We start from the raw sequence: 15561 nt of genomic DNA, 5'->3' as shown, positions 1-15561 counted from the left end.
ACGCGGGTGCGTCGGCTTCAACCGTGCGTCTTCACGCTATCCTCCGGTGCCTGCTCCCGGTCGAACATCCCGTAGTCGCGCAGCACATGCGCGACGCGCAGACGGTAGTCCGAAAAGACCCCGTTGCGCCCTTTCGACTGCGCATTCCGATGCGCCGCCAGTTTACGCCAGCGCAAAACGGCCTCTTCATCCTCGAAAAAGCTGATCGACAGGAGCTTGTCCGGATTGGTCAGGCTCTGGAACCGTTCGACCGAGATGAAGCCGTCGACCTCTTCGACCATCGGCCGCATGGCGGCGGCAATGTCGAGGTAGGCGTCTTTCTGGCCCTCGGCAGGCATGACTTCGAAGATGATGGCAATCATTTTGGGTCCCCATGTGGCGTGGAGCAGAGTTTCAGGAAGGTGCGATCCTCGCGCAAGAGGAACTTCTCGGATTGCGCGAAGGCATAGTTTTCCTGCCCCAACGGATCGGCGGCGAGGCGGGCGCGGTAAGCCTCGTATTCGGCGAGGTTCTCAATGTTGTAGATACCGTAGGCCAGCGTGCTTGAGCCTTCGTGAGGTGCATAGTAGCCGATGAGATCGGCCCCGCAGCGCGGGATCGCCTGGCCCCAGTTGCGCGCGTAGGTTTCGAACTGGGCTTTCTTGGTCGGGTCGATGTGATAGCGGATGATGCAGGTCAGCATGTCTGGTCCTTTCCTCTGGTTACTAGCTTTTGGCATGAAATCCGTCGCGAACGTTTCGATGCGGATCGAATTGTGCGCGCGGACCTTTGGAGTAGACTGGACGCATGAAACACGGACCTGACATTGCCCGGATTGCGTCGCTGATCGGCGATCCGGCGCGGGCGAATATTCTGACGGCGTTGATGAGCGGCAAGGCGTTGACGGCCGGGGAACTGGCGACAGAGGCGGGGGTTTCGGCGTCGACGGCGTCGTCACATCTGGCGCGGCTGGTGGATGGCGGATTGGTGAAGGAAGCGCGGCAGGGGCGGCACAAATATTTTGCGCTGGCCGGGGATGAGGTGGCGCAGGTGCTGGAAGCGCTCATGGGCTTTGCCGCCGGGCACGGGCATCTGCGGACGCGGACAGGGCCGAAAGACGCACAATTGCGCGCGGCGCGAGTCTGCTACAACCACCTTGCGGGCACGCGGGGCATTCAGCTCTATGACAGCCTTTTGGCCCGGAATTTCATGGTGTTGGACGCTGACACGCCGCGCCTGACCGAAGCGGGCGAGCGATTTGTGCGCGAGCTTGGTGTCGATTTTGACCAATTGGTCAAATCCCGCGCTCCGCTCTGCCGCACCTGTCTCGACTGGAGCGCGCGGCGGCCGCATCTGGCCGGTTCGCTGGGACGGGCCTTGCTCAAACGGTTCGAGGAAGCGGGCTGGGCGCATCGGGTGCGGGACACGCGGATCGTGCGGTTTTCAACGGACGGGTTGCGGCGGTTCAATCATGCGTTTCCGGTCAGTCCGGATTCCCGCGCGTGACGGGAAGCGGCATCGGCGCGGGCTTGGGTTTTCCGAACGCCTTGTACCGTTTGTACGGCTGATCCGTACAGGACGTACCGGGCGTCAGCAGGTGCCGCAAGAGCGCGACCGGGTGGCGCCGCAGGGTCAGACGCATGGCAACGTAGTCTTCGACCACCTGCTCACCCTCTGTCATCTGTGGCAAGAGCGCGGCGGGCTCATCGATGCCTTCGCCGTCGATGTCGCCATCGAAGAGCGGCAGCGGTTTCGTTTTCACGAGCGCCTTCGCTTCCCAGAGCGCGTCGCGGCGGCTGAGGCCGATATCGCGGAAGCTGTCCGCCTCGGCCAGTCGCGCGATGGTGGCCGGGTCGAGACCGGCGCGGCGCCAGAGATCGGACACGCTTTGATAGCCATTGCCACGCCCGGCGGCGATCCAGCTGGCATCCTCTTCCGAGATGCCCTTGATCTGGCGGAAGCCCAAGCGCAGGGCGAGGCTGCCATCGGGGGCGGGTTCCATCACGTTGTCCCAGAAGCTTGCATTGATGCAGATCGGCAGGACGGTCACACCATGTTCGCGGGCGTCACGGACGATCTGGGCCGGGGCGTAGAAGCCCATCGGCTGGGAGTTCAGAAGCGCGCAGGCGAAAATGCCGGGGTGGTGGTGTTTGATCCACGCGCTGGCATAGACCAGAAGCGCGAAGCTGGCGGCGTGGCTTTCCGGGAAGCCGTAAGAGCCGAAACCTTCGATCTGTGAGAAACAGCGTTCGGCGAAGTCGTCTTCGTAGCCGTTGCGCCGCATGCCGCGCATGAAGAGGGTTCGGAATTCCGACACGTTGCCGTGTTTCTTGAAGGTGGCGAGTGACCGGCGCAGACGGTCGGCCTGTTCCGGGGTGAAGCCCGCGCCGACGATGGCGATCTGCATCGCCTGTTCCTGAAACAGCGGCACGCCAAGGGTTTTGCCCAGCACCTGTCCGAGTTCGTCTGACGGAAAGCTCACCTCCTCTTCGCCGTTGCGGCGGCGGATGTAGGGGTGGACCATGTCGCCCTGAATGGGGCCGGGGCGGATGATGGCGACTTCGATGACCAGATCGTAAAACGTGCGCGGGCGCATGCGCGGCAGGAAGTTCATCTGCGCGCGGCTTTCGACCTGAAACACCCCGATGCTGTCGGCGCGGCAGAGCATGTCGTAGACCGCCGGGTCTTCGGGTGGCAGCGTGGCGAGCGTGTGGGTCTCGTTGTGGTGCAGTTTCAGGAGGTCAAAGCTCTTGCGGATGCAGGAAAGCATGCCGAGCGCCAGCACATCGACCTTGAGGATGCCCAAAGCGTCGATATCGTCCTTGTCCCAACAGATGACGGTGCGATCCTCCATCGTGGCGTTTTCGATGGGGACCAGTTCGTCCAGCCGCCCTTCGGTGATGATGAAGCCGCCGACATGCTGGGACAGGTGGCGGGGGAAGCCGATGATCTCGAAGATCAGCTCCATCGTCAGACGCAAACGGCGGTCGTTCGGATCAAGACCAATCTCGCGCATGCGGTGCTCTTCCAGACCGTTGGTCGAGAAGAACCCCCAAAGCTGTGAAGACAGCGCGCCGATGGTGTCCTGGCTTAGTCCCATGGCCGCGCCGACCTCGCGGATGGCGCGTTTGCCGCGGTAGTGGATCACCGTTGCGCAGAGGCCCGCGCGGTGGCGGCCGTAGCGTTCGTAGATGTGCTGGATCACCTCTTCCCGGCGTTCGTGTTCGAAATCGACGTCGATATCGGGGGGCTCGTCCCGCGCCTCTGATACGAAGCGCTCGAACACCATCGTGCCCAGTTCCGGCGAGACCGAGGTCACGCCGAGGCAGTAGCAGACCACCGAATTCGCCGCCGATCCACGCCCCTGGCAGAGGATGCCGCGCCCCCGGGCGAAATGGACGATGTCGCGGACAGTCAAAAAATAGGGCTCATAGTTCAGCTTTTCGATCAGGGTCAGTTCGTGTTTGAGCAGGCGCTTCACCTTTTCCGTGGCGCCATAGGGGTAGCGCCATTTCATGCCTTCATAGGTGAGCCGTTTGAGCCGCTCCGTGGCGGTCTCATTTGCGGTGATCTCGCTTGGGTATTCGTAGCGCAACTGGCCAAGGTCGAAATGGCAGTCCTGTGCCAGCTGCGCGGCGCGGTCGACCGCATCGGCATGGGGACCGAGCAGGCGGCGCATCTCGGCCTCGGACCGCAGGCGCTGCTCACCATTGGCCAGTGCCTGCGTGCCCAGTTCGTCCACCCGACATCCCGTGCGGATGGCAGTGACCACATCTGCCATGCGGCGGCGGCGGCCGTGGTGCAGGATCGGCGTGGCCGAGGCAATGGTGGGGATGTTGAGCTGTGCGGCGAGTGCAGCATGGTTGTCGAAGCGCTGGGGGTCCTGTCCGTCATAATGCGGGCTGAGCACGAGGTAGGTTTCCTTGGCAAAGCGGCGCGACAGCCGCTCCGCCTGTGGTAGCCAGTCGTGCGCGCCGCCGGTCTGCACCTCGGCCTGTGTTGACGGGTGCAGGAGCCAGAGGAGGCCGTCCGTGCACTGCAGCAGGTCTTCGAGCGTGAGATGGCAGTCACCCTTGGGCGCGCGGGTGCGGCCCTTGGTGATGAGGCGGCACAGTTGCGCCCAGCCCTGCCGGGTGCTGGCGAGCGCGGTGGCGGTGAAGCCGGTCTCTGTCACGATCTTCGCGCCGGGGATGAGGCGGGGGACATGTGTGAGGATGTGGGAGCGGTGATGGTCGATATGGCCCGGCACGGGCGGACCGATGGGGCCCTGTTTTGCGTCCTGCGCCGCGCGCTCTTTCAGCAGGCGTTTGATCTGTTTCGCCTCAGACCAGGCGCGGACGATCCCGGCGACGGTGTTGGTGTCGGTGATGGCGATGGCCGAAAGGCCCAGCTCGGCGGCACGGGTCATGTACTCCTCGGGGTGAGAAGCCCCGGTGAGGAAGGTGAAATTCGAGGTGATCGACAGTTCGGCGAACATATCGGTATTTTATGTTCTTCTTTTGTTCTATTTCCAGTGATTCGGTGATCACGGTCGTATTTGCATATTTGGAAAAAGAAGAAGTTCAGCGGGCAGGCACGCGCAGCCACGTCAGGACATGGGATTCGAGGGTCTGGTGGTGGACCTCAAGCAGGTGGCCAGCCCGGAAACCGTCATTCAGATCATCGGTCAGGCGCAGTGTCAGGCTATCGGCGCCGATCGGCGCGGCCAGTTCGGCGGCGTCGAAGCCGAAGAACCGCCCGACCTGCGGGTGCAGCGCTTTGAAGACAGCCTCTTTGGCGGAGAAAAGGCAGGTGGCTTCAGAGGCTGTGGTGACAAACGCCTTGTCCGCCTCGGTGAGGGTCTGGGTCTGGATCGCGGTCAGGGCTGATCCGTCGACCACGGCCTCACAATCAATACCGAAGTGATGTGTGGTGTCGGTGGACAGGATCGCGGCGCAGCGGCCTCTTGCGTGGCTGAGCGAGCCTGTCACTCCATCGGGCCATACCGGGGCACGGCTCTCGGCAATGTCAATCGGTTGTGGGGTGAGGCCCAACTGCGCCTGCGCCGTCTGTGCCAGCAGACGACCGGACAGGAACTCCATTTGCCGTTTGCGGATGCTGCGCGCGATCCGGGGGGGCATCGGCAGATCGGCGGCTTCAAAGAGGGCCGGATCATAGCAGTCGGGGTGGTAGACGGCGGTGAGAAGACAGGTCCTGGCGCCGATCCGCTGCGTTTGGACATCGGTCAAAAAACCGATCGGGTCTGGCTGTGTTCGGCGCGTCATGGTGGTATTGCAGACACCAGGCACAGCAGGGCGTCAAGCGGGCAGAGGCGATGATGACGGAACACAGAGCGCGGCGCGGGGTGATGTACGTGGCCTGGGGGCGCGCGCATGTGGATGTGGCGCGGCGGTCGGCGGCGTCGGTGAAGCGGTCCAACCCGGGACTGCCCTGCGCGATCTGGTGTGCGGCGGACGATGACACGACGGGGTTCGATCAGGCTTTTGTCATTCCGTCGGACATGACCCGTCCGAAAGTCGGGGCGTTGAAGTTCAGCCCGTTTGACGAGACGCTTTATCTGGACAATGACACGCTTGTCCGGGCGGATTTGGGGTCTCTGTTCGATCTTCTCCAGCGGTTCGATCTGTGTGGAGCCCAGGTGATGCTCTGGCATCGTCCGCGTCACAAGCGGATGTGGAAGACAGCGCTGCCGGAGACCTTTCCCGAAATCAATTGCGGCGTGCTCCTTTATCGCAAGAACGCAGCCACAGATCGGTTTTTTGACGATTGGCAGTTGGCTTATGACGAGGCGGGCATGAAGATTGACCAGCCGACCTTCCGAGAAACGCTCTGGACCTCGGACCTGCGGTTTTATGTCTTGCCGCCCCAGTTCAACAAGCGGATCTTCGAGGCGTCTGAGCTGATCTATTCGGACCAGCCGAAACCGCGGATTCTGCATTTGCCGATTTTGCGGCCGCAGAAGAACGGGTTCAAACGGTGGTTTTCGAATTTGATCCGGTAGGTCGGACAAACTTCCCCGACCTACGCGGCGTCGCGGCTTGCCGTTGTGTAGGGGGCGTGTCAGCATTGCGGGCAAGGAGTGATGTCGATGCAGACTGCGACCGATAAGCAAACAGAGACGATGCAACTTCCGCAGACGCTGGAGCCGCGCAATCCGGGGATGGACCTGGACCTGGACTGGGTGATGCGCGCCACGGCGAACCGATCCGCGATCGAGCGGCGGGCGGCGACCCTGCCGGGGCGGCGGTCAGTGAAGAAGGTGCACCAAGCGGCGTGGCTTTGTCGGGCGATCACGTGCATCGACCTGACGACGCTGGCCGGTGATGACACGGTGGGTCGGGTTGCGCGGCTGTGCGCCAAGGCGCGCCAGCCTGTTCGCGCCGATCTGCTTGAGGCGCTGGGCATGGAGGGGCTGACCGTTGGCGCGGTCTGTGTCTACCACGACATGGTGGAAGCGGCGGTTCAGGCGTTGAACGGGTCCGGCATTCCCGTAGCTGCCGTCAGCACCGGGTTTCCGGCCGGACTGTCGCCGTTTCATCTGCGCGTGGCAGAGATCGAGGAAAGCGTGAAAGCGGGTGCGGCGGAGATCGATATCGTGATCTCGCGGCGGCATGTGCTGACGGGGAACTGGGACGCTCTTTACGACGAGATGAAGACGTTTCGCGCGGCCTGTGGTGAGGCGCATGTGAAGGCGATTCTGGCGACCGGCGAATTGGGCACGCTGCAGAACGTGGCGCGGGCGTCTTTGGTGTGCATGATGGCTGGCGCGGATTTCATCAAGACCTCGACCGGCAAGGAGAGCGTGAACGCCACGCTGCCGGTGTCCTTGGTGATGATCCGGGCCATTCGGGAGTATTTCGAGGAGACCGGTTACCGCGTTGGGTACAAGCCTGCTGGCGGGATTTCTAAGGCGAAGGATTCCCTCGTCTATCTGTCACTGATGAAGGAAGAGCTGGGGGATCGCTGGCTGCGGAATGACCTATTCCGGTTCGGAGCGTCGTCGCTTCTGGGCGATATCGAGCGACAGTTGGAGCATCATGTGACGGGGGCCTACTCTGCATCCTGGCGGCATGCGAGTGGATAGGTCTTCAATGCATATTTTTGAAAAGAAGAAGCCATGACCGTTCAAGAGATATTCGAGACGATGGATTACGGGTCAGCGCCAGAATCGGCGGGTGACGCGCTTGCGTGGCTGGTCGATCAGGGGGATCGGTTCGGACATTTCATCGACGGCCGGATGACCGATCCGGGTGATGTGTTCGAAAGCCGCAACCCGGCGGATGGCGACGTGCTGGCGCATCTCAGCCAAGCGACGCAGTCGGATGTGGATGCGGCGGTTGCGGCGGCCCGGAAGGCGCAGGGGAAGTGGGAGAAGCTGGGCGGTTCGGGACGTGCGCGATATCTCTATGCGCTGGCGCGGTTGTTGCAGAAGCACTCGCGGTTGTTCGCGGTGTTGGAGACGCTCGACAACGGCAAGCCTATTCGTGAGAGCCGCGACATCGATATCCCCCTGGCGCAACGGCACTTCTACTACCACGCTGGACAGGCGCAGTTGTTCGACAGTGTGTGTGCGGGACGCGTGGCGCACGGCGTGTGCGGGCAGGTGATCCCGTGGAACTTTCCGCTCTTGATGCTGGCGTGGAAAGTGGCCCCTGCGCTGGCGGCGGGCAACACGGTGGTGCTGAAGCCGGCGGAATATACGTCGCTCACAGCGCTTCTCTTTGCCGACCTGTGCCGACAGGCGGGCTTGCCCAAAGGGGTTGTGAACATCGTCACCGGGGACGGCGCCGTGGGTGAGATGGTCGTCACGCATCCGGATGTGGACAAGGTGGCCTTCACCGGGTCGACCGCTGTCGGGCGGCGTATTCGCGTGGCGACGGCAGGATCTGGCAAGGCGCTGACCTTGGAGCTTGGCGGCAAGTCGCCGTACATCGTTTTCGAGGATGCGGATCTGGATTCGGCTGTCGAGGGTCTGGTCGATGCGATCTGGTTCAATCAGGGGCAGGTCTGTTGCGCAGGCTCGCGGCTGTTGGTGCAGGAAGGTGCGGCGGATCGTTTCTATGGAAAGTTGCGCGCGCGGATGGACAAGCTGCGGGTGGGATCGCCGATGGACAAGTCCATCGATGTGGGTGCGATTGTCGATCCTGTGCAATTGCAGACGATTCAGAGGCTGGTGGACGGCAACACGGCGGGCGAGACCTATCAATCGGCGGCGGCTTTGCCCGAGAGCGGATGTTTTTACCCACCGACGCTGATCACGGGGCTAAGCCCGGCGGACCCGCTCATGCAGGAGGAGATCTTCGGACCCGTTCTTGTTGGGACAACCTTCCGCACGCCGTCTGAAGCGGTCGAGTTGGCGAACAACACGCGCTACGGGCTGGCGGCGACGGTGTGGTCGGAGAACATCAACGTCGCCTTGGATATCGCGCCGAAACTGGCGGCGGGTGTTGTTTGGGTGAACGGGACGAACATGTTCGACGCTGCTGCGCCTTTTGGCGGTGTGCGCGAGAGCGGGTTTGGTCGCGAGGGCGGGCCGGAAGGAATGATGGCCTACACGAAGCCCGCGGTCACAGCGAAAGCATTGTCCAGGGTGGTCGGGTTCAGTTCCGGACCGGATGCGGAACCACAAGCGGTGGATCGGACGGCCAAGCTTTATATCGATGGCAAGCAAGCGCGGCCTGACGGCGGATATGCTTATGACGTCTTCACCAAAACCGGCAAGCTGATCGGCCAGGCGCCGCTGGCGAATCGCAAGGATGTGCGCAACGCCGTTGAGGCGGCGCGTGGGGCAAAGGCCTGGGCCGGCACAACGGCGCATCTGCGGGCGCAGATCCTTTACTACATCGCGGAGAATCTGGCTGCGCGGAAAGACGAGTTCGCGGCGCGTTTGAACCAGATGACGGGTGCCCGAAGCGGTGCGAAAGAGGTGGATGTGTCGGTGAACCGGCTCTTCACCTACGCGGCCTGGGCGGACAAGTACGATGGACGCGTGGCGCAAGTGCCGTTGCGCGGCGTGGCGCTTGCGATGCGTGAACCCTGCGGCGTGATCGCGGCGCTTTGCCCGGACGAACATCCGCTTCTGGGTCTCGTGTCGCTGATGGCGCCCGCGATCGCGATGGGCAATCGGGTGATCCTCGTGGCGTCTGAGCCGTTTCCGCTGGCGGCGACGGACTTTTATCAGGTGCTTGATACCTCTGATGTGCCGGGTGGCGTGGTGAACATCCTGACCGGGCGGCATGACGAATTGGCGCCGACTCTGGCGAGCCATATGGATCTGGAGGCGGTCTGGTCCTTCTCGTCTTCGGACCTGTCGGCCGAGATCGAACGTGGTGCGGCGGAGAACCTGAAGCGGACCTGGGTCAACCATGGGCGCGGTCGCGACTGGTTCGGGACGGAGGGCGAAGGCGCTGTGTTCCTCGATGCCGCGACCGAGGTGAAGACGGTCTGGGTGCCCTACGGCGCCTGACCGGTTCGACACACCCGTGACATTCGGCGCGTTCGCGCCCCCTTTCGCATGTGCAGCACGTCCTGTATGAGCCGCGGCAGTCCAGCTGCGTCACGACCGTGGCTGGCCAGTGAAAGGAGAGCCAGATGGGCTACAGAGTCGTAGTTGCCGGCGCCACCGGAAATGTGGGCCGTGAAATGCTGAACATCCTCGCCGAGCGCGAGTTTCCCGTAGACGAGATCGCCGCGCTTGCGTCGCGCCGGTCGCTTGGGACGGAGGTCAGCTTTGGCGACACGACGCTGAAAACGCAGGACATCGACACGTTTGATTTCACAGGCTGGGATTTCGCGCTGTTCGCCATCGGGTCGGACGCGACGGAGAAATACGCGCCGATTGCGGCGAAAGCGGGCTGTGTCGTGATCGATAACTCGTCGCTTTACCGCTACGATCCGGATGTTCCGTTGATCGTTCCAGAGGTGAATGCAGACGCGATTCACGGCTATGCGAAGAAGAACATCATCGCGAACCCGAACTGCTCGACGGCGCAGATGGTTGTGGCGCTGAAACCGCTGCACGACCGGGCAAAGATCAAGCGTGTCGTGGTGAGCACGTACCAGTCGGTGTCCGGCTCTGGCAAAGATGCGATTGACGAGCTGTGGGACCAGACGAAGGCGGTCTACAACCCAACGGCAAATTACGAGCGCAAGGTCTACACCAAGGACATCGCGTTCAACGTCATTCCGCATATCGACGTTTTCCTTGAGGACGGCTCCACGAAGGAAGAGTGGAAGATGGTCGCGGAGACGAAGAAGATCGTTGATCCGTCGATCAAGGTCACAGCGACTTGCGTGCGCGTGCCGGTGTTTGTTGGGCATTCGGAAGCGATCAACATCGAATTCGAGGATTTCCTTGACGAGGACGAGGCGCGCGACATCCTGCGCGAAGCGCCAGGCATCATGGTGATCGACAAGCGCGAGGACGGTGGCTACGTCACGCCGAAGGAATGCGTGGGTGACTTCGCGACGTTCATCAGCCGCATTCGTCAGGATTCGACGGTCGAAAACGGGCTGAACCTTTGGTGTGTGTCCGACAACCTTCGCAAGGGCGCGGCGCTGAATGCTGTTCAGATCGCCGAAGTGCTGGGGCGTGAGGTTCTGAAGAAGGGCTGATTGGCGCTTGTTCGTGAAAGTTTTGAAGCCCTCGGCTCGTTTGCCGGGGGCTTTTTTGTTCGACGCCAAAGCTATTGAACAATCAATGGCCGGTTGGGGTTCTTCGGCGATCCTACACTGCGTTGTCCGTCGGCGACGTCTTTACTCCAACGCGACTTGATAGGCCTTGAATTCGTCTGCGGCTTCAATCGGCGTAAGGCAATAAACCATGGTGCCAAGCGGGTCGACGACGGCGAAGCCCCTGTCGCCCCACGGATGGTCTTCGAGCGGCATGACGGGGACAGCACCGCGATTTGTGAGTTCCGCGTGGACCGCATCAACATTGGGAAACGTAAGATTGACGGTTGCTCCGCCCGCATAGGGCGTGGCGCCGTTTTGTGGTTCCATGAAACCAAGTTCTGGTCCCGTGGCGACGCCCCCCAGCTTGAGCACAACGTACCAACCGCAGTCGAAACTCGACTTGGCGTCAAAGAAGTGTTCGTAGAATTCGCGTGCTTCGGCAATCTTCTCGGTTGTGAATGTGACCGAGCTCTCAGATGGAAGCATATTTTTTATTCCCTGCAATGTGTGTCGAAACGCAACTACCGGTGTTTTGGAAATGCAAAAATGACGTCGGTCAAACCGGTGCAGAATTCTCGAAAATGGCTGCAGAGTTTCAGGATAGATCGCGGTTCTAATGCAGTTCGACAGCCTCGACGGACAATACCGTTGGAAGGTGACGTGCGACTTCGTTCCACGTCTCACCGCGGTCGCGGCTGCCGAAGACTGATCCTGAATTGGTGCCGAAATACACGCCTGTGTCGTTGCGCGTGTCGGTCGTCATGGCCTGGCGGAGGACGGTGAAGAAGCAGTTTTGCTGTGGCAGACCTTTTCGCTTGGCCGTCCAGTTGTTGCCGCCATCTTCGGAGGCCCAGACCGCCGCGCTTGCATCAGGTGGGTAGCGGCCCGCGCTGTCGCCATTGAGGGGCAGCGTCCAGATCCGTTGCGGGTCATGCGGATCGACAGCGACGGGAAAGCCGAATGTCGAGGGAAGCCCCTCGGTGATGTCGTGCCAGTGGCGTCCGCCATCGTTGGACCGCCAGACGCCGTGATGGTTCTGCTGGTAGAGCAGATCAGAGCCTTTCGCCCGGACCATGTTGTGCACGCAATGGCCTGTTTCGCCGTTCGATGGGGCCGCCGGGTGGGGATGGTCGGCGCAGGATTCCGCGTTGGACAGGCGGTTGCGCCGTTCCCAGCTTGCGCCACCGTCTTCGGACGCGAACACACCGGCAGCAGAGATGCCGAGCCAGATCTTTGCGGGATCGTCCGGAGAAGTGACGATGGTGTGCAGGGTCAGACCGGCCGCGCCCGGGTTCCAGTCTTCGCGTCCAGGAAAGGATGCCAGAGCATCGTTCTTTTCCCAGGTTTCGCCATTGTCGCTGCTTTTGAGAAGCGTGCCCGGTTTTGCTCCGGCCCAAAGTGCACCGTGAGCGTGGCGCAGCGACCAGACAGAGTGCAATTCGTCGCCGAAGACCGGGGGCGTGTCTGTCCAGCCGATCATGGCCGCGAAATCGGGGTCTTGCGCGGCCCACTTGTCGCGCTCTCCGCTGGAAAGTTGGGCAACGGTCCAGGTTGTCCCTCCGTCGGATGACCGCCACACGCCCGCGCCGGACCAGTCATCGCCACCCCCGGCCCAGAGCATGCCTGTGTCCGGATCGGCCGCCATGTGGTTGATGCACCAACCGTCGCAATGCGGTCCGCTGACCTCCCAAGCGTGTCGATCCTCGCTGGTCAGGATGAAGGCACCTTTGGTCGTGCCGACGAGTAGATGAACGGTGTGTGTCATGGTGAAACGGCCCCCGGTACGCGTTTCGGTATGGCAAAGGATGGCACCAAAACGCCCGCATCTCAACGATTCCGAGTCCGACGGTGACGCCGCTTGCCGGCGCGATTGGTCAAAACGCGCTCAAAACGGAACGGCGCATCTTTTGCCTGGCGGTGTCTGCATTCCGCGATCTGCCCTTGTCGCGCGGGTTGCCTGTGGTGCAGGCTCTGTTTCGAGCAATCGTGACACGCGAGGAAGCGTCATGCCCACAAAACGCCGTCCCAAGATCGGGCTTGCCCTCGGCAGCGGCGGGGCGCGGGGGTGGTGTCATATCGGCGTTCTCCGCGCGCTCTCTGATATCGGGGTGAAACCGGACGTCGTGTCGGGTGCGTCCATGGGAGCGCTTGTGGGTGCGATCTATGCGGGGGACGGGCTTGATGCCTTGGAAGACTGGGCACTGAAGCTTACACCGCGCAGTTTTTTCCGCTTGCTGGATTTCAATCTTTCGTCCGGTGGCCTTGTCGAAGGGGCCGAGATCCTGAACGTGGTCAAAGGACTTCTCAAATCCAATCGGATCGAGGATCAATCCGTCCCGCTCGCGCTTGTGGCGACGGATATGGCAACCGGTCGCGAAGTCTGGATGACGAAGGGAGATATCGGCGAGGCGGTCCGTGCCTCTGTCGCGCTTCCCGGTGTCGTCAGCCCGTTCAGGATCGGTGACCGCTGGTTTCTTGACGGCGGTCTGACCAATCCGCTTCCGGTCAGTGCCTGTCACATCCTCGGCGCAGATGTGGTGATCGCGGTCAACCCGAATGGAAGCCTGAACGACGTCTACTGGTCGCACGAGGACATCTCGGAAGACGAAGGCGGCATGATGGCGTCATGGCGGGGATACCTGTCCAAGTTGCCTCCCGCGCTGACATCGATGCTTGATTGGACGCATGTGCCCGAGGTGACGCCGCAATATCTTGACGTGATCGCCACCTCTATCGACATCATGACGGACGGGATCCGACGGTCGAAGCTTGCGGGGCACCCGCCGCATGTGCTGATGGATGCGCGGCTTGCGCATATGTCGATCTTCGATTTCCACCGCGCGGAGGAGGCCATCGCGGAAGGGCGTCGGATCGTGGAGGAAAACGCGGAGGACATTCGGCGTTACGCCGGTGTGTGAGGTCACGCGTTTGCGTCGCGTATCAGATCCGCCCGCAGGGATTTGCCCAGGTCTATGATGCCGATCAGGTCTTCGGGTTGTTTCACGCGACCGACGCGGCGCAGCCTGAGGCCGTCCTCGTCGCGAATGACGACCGGTACCTCGGCTTTCGGCTGTTCTTCGCGGAAGCGGGCAAGGTCGGTGTTCCGACGCAGCGCGTCCATCGCATGTGCCTGTCCATCTGATGCCATCACCGCGCCGCCCGGGTCGCCTGCGTTGGCCTCATCGATCTTCAGATCGAAGCGCGTGTTCCCCACGGCATGGATCGTCGCCTTGAGCGCGGCCTTCAGGATTTGTTGCCCGATGGCACCGCCACTTTGCATCATTGCCGCCGACTTTTCCGGAAGTGGCATGCCAAGCACGGCCTCGCCATCCGACAACGCCCCCTGGGGTGAGCGCCATTCCATTCGGTGTTTTGAGGATCCCTGACCGCTAAAGAGCTTGAGGGACCAGTCATCGCCCGGGTCGCGAAACTCGATGATGCTGGGCATGTTGTGAGTTGCCGGGCTGTAGGCGTAGGTCCACCCGTGCCTTTGCGCGAATGCCTCATAGTCCGCCTGTTTCTCACGGGTCTTCTTGAACGCGAAAAACATGATGGCCGTGCCAAGGCCACTCCCGGCAATCAGGACAAGGATGAAGAGATTTTCCACAATGGCTCTCAAATGCAAGAACGTTGAATTTTCAATGTCCGGCAGACTGACCAAACTTGGGGAAAAGAACAAGGATCACGGGCGGGCAGGTTTGGTTTGCTTGAGCCTGATGTCACTTCACGAAAGACTTCCACCTGTTGCGCGTTCTTCACACCCGGGCGCGCCATGTCGATCTGCCCAAATTCTGCCGCATTTCACACGCAGCCTTTGAGATGTGTGAAAGTTCAGGTGATCAAAATGACAGCCCAGACCGGCCCGATTGTGGCAGACAGCACGGTTCCGATGCCCGCCCCGTTGGATAGCGAAACAGCGATGTTGCTGCGAACGGTCCTGCTGCCCCACTTCGAATGCGCGCAAAGCTGGGGTGATCTATGCAGGCGCCTTAAAACAAAAGGGTTCGAGATCACGTTTCGCCACGGTCACTTGGTCTTGGCTGACGAGACCGGAAAACCCGTGTGCACTGGGGCAATGATTGGTTCGCCCTTGGCCCGTCTGGCGCTTCGCCTTGGGCGTCCCAAGCTGCGCAGCGACTGTTCCGGCGCCAGCGCCACCTTGCAGAGCTGATCAGACGGGTTTGAACGACCGGGTTTTCGGTTCGAAGTATTCCAGACCGCCTTCGCCTATATCGGTCCAGAGGCCGTGTAGTGACAGAGTGTTTCCGTCGACCGCCTCTTTCACGAAGGGGAAGGTCATCAGGTTTTCCAGCGAAACGATCACCGATTCCTTTTCCAACGCGCGAACCTGATCTTCGGCTTTGTTGGCGGCCTTGACGCGTTCGTAACCGGGTCGGAGGATGTCCATCCAGCGGCCGACGAAACTCGATGTTTCCTCAAGATGTGGTGCGTTGCCCGAGCACATGTCGAGACAGCCCTGCACCCCGCCGCATTGTGAATGGCCCAGAACGATCAGATGCGCGACCTTGAGGGCCGTAACCGCATATTCCACGGCGGCCGACGTGCCGTGGTGATCACCGTCCGGCTCGTATGGCGGCACCAGGTTCGCTACGTTGCGGTGAATGAAGAACTCGCCCTGATCTGCGCCAAAGATCGAGGTGACGTGCACGCGGCTGTCGCAGCAGGACACCACCATGGCACGCGGACGCTGGCCTTCGGTTGCGAGACGTTTGTACCAAGCCCGGTTGTCTGAATAGGTTGTCGCTTTCCAGCCCTGATAGCGCTGGATCAGATAGGCAGGCAGCGGTTTCGCGGCGTTCATGAATCCTCCGCCTCGCAATCGTCGTTTGGAGCGGGATACGAGGAAATTGAAAGGAATTCGAGGGAAAAACCGTCGCGGGGGTTACC

At 61.6% G+C, this 15561-nt stretch carries 14 protein-coding genes; 6 read left to right on the top strand and 8 right to left on the bottom strand.

The features are described from left to right. Window positions 1–17: 17 nt before the first annotated feature. Window positions 18–362 (bottom strand): antibiotic biosynthesis monooxygenase family protein, encoded by a 345-nt coding sequence (locus BUA42_RS10650; RefSeq protein ID WP_072777726.1) that lies wholly within the window; start codon window positions 360–362, stop codon window positions 18–20. Further along, window positions 359–682 (bottom strand): NIPSNAP family protein, encoded by a 324-nt coding sequence (locus BUA42_RS10645; protein ID WP_072777725.1) that lies wholly within the window; start codon window positions 680–682, stop codon window positions 359–361. The genes BUA42_RS10650 and BUA42_RS10645 overlap by 4 nt, the downstream gene beginning before the upstream one ends. A gap of 104 nt (window positions 683–786) precedes the next feature. Here BUA42_RS10645 and BUA42_RS10640 point away from each other — a divergent pair, with 104 nt between their 5' ends. Continuing rightward, window positions 787–1485, top strand: a complete 699-nt coding sequence (locus tag BUA42_RS10640; RefSeq protein WP_072777724.1) for an ArsR/SmtB family transcription factor — start codon at window positions 787–789, stop codon at window positions 1483–1485. Here the strand turns inward: BUA42_RS10640 and BUA42_RS10635 are convergent. Further along, on the bottom strand, window positions 1463–4456 hold the full coding sequence (locus BUA42_RS10635; RefSeq protein ID WP_084066195.1) for an error-prone DNA polymerase: 2994 nt from the start codon (window positions 4454–4456) through the stop codon (window positions 1463–1465). The two genes, BUA42_RS10640 and BUA42_RS10635, sit on opposite strands and share 23 nt — an antisense overlap. A gap of 85 nt (window positions 4457–4541) precedes the next feature. Then, window positions 4542–5243 (bottom strand): 4'-phosphopantetheinyl transferase family protein, encoded by a 702-nt coding sequence (locus BUA42_RS10630; protein WP_072777723.1) that lies wholly within the window; start codon window positions 5241–5243, stop codon window positions 4542–4544. A 53-nt stretch (window positions 5244–5296) separates the two neighbouring features. Here BUA42_RS10630 and BUA42_RS10625 point away from each other — a divergent pair, with 53 nt between their 5' ends. The 4 genes from BUA42_RS10625 to BUA42_RS10610 all read left to right on the top strand — a co-directional run bounded on the left by BUA42_RS10625 (window position 5297) and on the right by BUA42_RS10610 (window position 10593). Continuing rightward, a complete protein-coding gene (locus BUA42_RS10625; RefSeq protein WP_072778416.1) occupies window positions 5297–5980 on the top strand; it encodes a hypothetical protein in 684 nt (227 codons plus the stop codon). A gap of 87 nt (window positions 5981–6067) precedes the next feature. Then, window positions 6068–7063, top strand: coding sequence for a deoxyribose-phosphate aldolase (deoC, locus tag BUA42_RS10620; RefSeq protein ID WP_072778415.1), 996 nt, complete (start codon window positions 6068–6070; stop codon window positions 7061–7063). A gap of 33 nt (window positions 7064–7096) precedes the next feature. After that, window positions 7097–9445 (top strand): aldehyde dehydrogenase family protein, encoded by a 2349-nt coding sequence (locus tag BUA42_RS10615; protein ID WP_072777722.1) that lies wholly within the window; start codon window positions 7097–7099, stop codon window positions 9443–9445. Between the two features lie 125 nt (window positions 9446–9570). Further along, the gene (locus tag BUA42_RS10610; protein ID WP_072777721.1) at window positions 9571–10593 is read left to right on the top strand and encodes an aspartate-semialdehyde dehydrogenase; all 1023 of its coding nucleotides are present in this window, start codon (window positions 9571–9573) and stop codon (window positions 10591–10593) included. Between the two features lie 141 nt (window positions 10594–10734). On the opposite strand, the gene BUA42_RS10605 is transcribed toward BUA42_RS10610, so the two are convergent. Then, window positions 10735–11139 (bottom strand): VOC family protein, encoded by a 405-nt coding sequence (locus tag BUA42_RS10605; protein WP_072777720.1) that lies wholly within the window; start codon window positions 11137–11139, stop codon window positions 10735–10737. A 127-nt stretch (window positions 11140–11266) separates the two neighbouring features. Next, a complete protein-coding gene (locus tag BUA42_RS10600) occupies window positions 11267–12418 on the bottom strand; it encodes a beta propeller repeat protein (RefSeq protein WP_072777719.1) in 1152 nt (383 codons plus the stop codon). Between the two features lie 241 nt (window positions 12419–12659). Between BUA42_RS10600 and BUA42_RS10595 the strand changes: the two genes are divergently transcribed. Then, window positions 12660–13571 (top strand): patatin-like phospholipase family protein, encoded by a 912-nt coding sequence (locus BUA42_RS10595; RefSeq protein ID WP_072778413.1) that lies wholly within the window; start codon window positions 12660–12662, stop codon window positions 13569–13571. Between the two features lie 2 nt (window positions 13572–13573). Here BUA42_RS10595 and BUA42_RS10590 read toward each other — a convergent pair whose 3' ends face one another. Both BUA42_RS10590 and BUA42_RS10580 read right to left on the bottom strand, forming a co-directional pair. Then, window positions 13574–14260 carry a hypothetical protein gene (locus BUA42_RS10590; RefSeq protein ID WP_072777718.1) on the bottom strand — a complete coding sequence of 229 codons (687 nt, stop codon included), beginning with the start codon at window positions 14258–14260 and terminating at the stop codon, window positions 13574–13576. A 564-nt stretch (window positions 14261–14824) separates the two neighbouring features. Beyond that, window positions 14825–15475, bottom strand: a complete 651-nt coding sequence (locus BUA42_RS10580) for a carbonic anhydrase (protein ID WP_072777717.1) — start codon at window positions 15473–15475, stop codon at window positions 14825–14827. Window positions 15476–15561: the final 86 nt, after the last annotated feature.

Origin of the sequence: Marivita hallyeonensis (assembly GCF_900129875.1) — a bacterium.
Lineage (GTDB): Bacteria > Pseudomonadota > Alphaproteobacteria > Rhodobacterales > Rhodobacteraceae > Marivita > Marivita hallyeonensis.
The sequence above is the reverse complement of the archived record's forward strand: the minus strand, read 5'-3'. Positions and strand labels throughout refer to the sequence as shown.

What these genes read in the sequence shown, in the direction of transcription:
- BUA42_RS10650 (WP_072777726.1), bottom strand. Translation starts at nt 362, where the DNA reads ATGATTGCCATCATCTTCGAAGTCATGCCTGCCGAGGGCCAGAAAGAC.
- BUA42_RS10645 (WP_072777725.1), bottom strand. Translation starts at nt 682, where the DNA reads ATGCTGACCTGCATCATCCGCTATCACATCGACCCGACCAAGAAAGCC.
- BUA42_RS10640 (WP_072777724.1), top strand. Translation starts at nt 787, where the DNA reads ATGAAACACGGACCTGACATTGCCCGGATTGCGTCGCTGATCGGCGAT.
- BUA42_RS10635 (WP_084066195.1), bottom strand. Translation starts at nt 4,456, where the DNA reads ATGTTCGCCGAACTGTCGATCACCTCGAATTTCACCTTCCTCACCGGG.
- BUA42_RS10630 (WP_072777723.1), bottom strand. Translation starts at nt 5,243, where the DNA reads ATGACGCGCCGAACACAGCCAGACCCGATCGGTTTTTTGACCGATGTC.
- BUA42_RS10625 (WP_072778416.1), top strand. Translation starts at nt 5,297, where the DNA reads ATGACGGAACACAGAGCGCGGCGCGGGGTGATGTACGTGGCCTGGGGG.
- deoC (WP_072778415.1), top strand. Translation starts at nt 6,068, where the DNA reads ATGCAGACTGCGACCGATAAGCAAACAGAGACGATGCAACTTCCGCAG.
- BUA42_RS10615 (WP_072777722.1), top strand. Translation starts at nt 7,097, where the DNA reads ATGACCGTTCAAGAGATATTCGAGACGATGGATTACGGGTCAGCGCCA.
- BUA42_RS10610 (WP_072777721.1), top strand. Translation starts at nt 9,571, where the DNA reads ATGGGCTACAGAGTCGTAGTTGCCGGCGCCACCGGAAATGTGGGCCGT.
- BUA42_RS10605 (WP_072777720.1), bottom strand. Translation starts at nt 11,139, where the DNA reads ATGCTTCCATCTGAGAGCTCGGTCACATTCACAACCGAGAAGATTGCC.
- BUA42_RS10600 (WP_072777719.1), bottom strand. Translation starts at nt 12,418, where the DNA reads ATGACACACACCGTTCATCTACTCGTCGGCACGACCAAAGGTGCCTTC.
- BUA42_RS10595 (WP_072778413.1), top strand. Translation starts at nt 12,660, where the DNA reads ATGCCCACAAAACGCCGTCCCAAGATCGGGCTTGCCCTCGGCAGCGGC.
- BUA42_RS10580 (WP_072777717.1), bottom strand. Translation starts at nt 15,475, where the DNA reads ATGAACGCCGCGAAACCGCTGCCTGCCTATCTGATCCAGCGCTATCAG.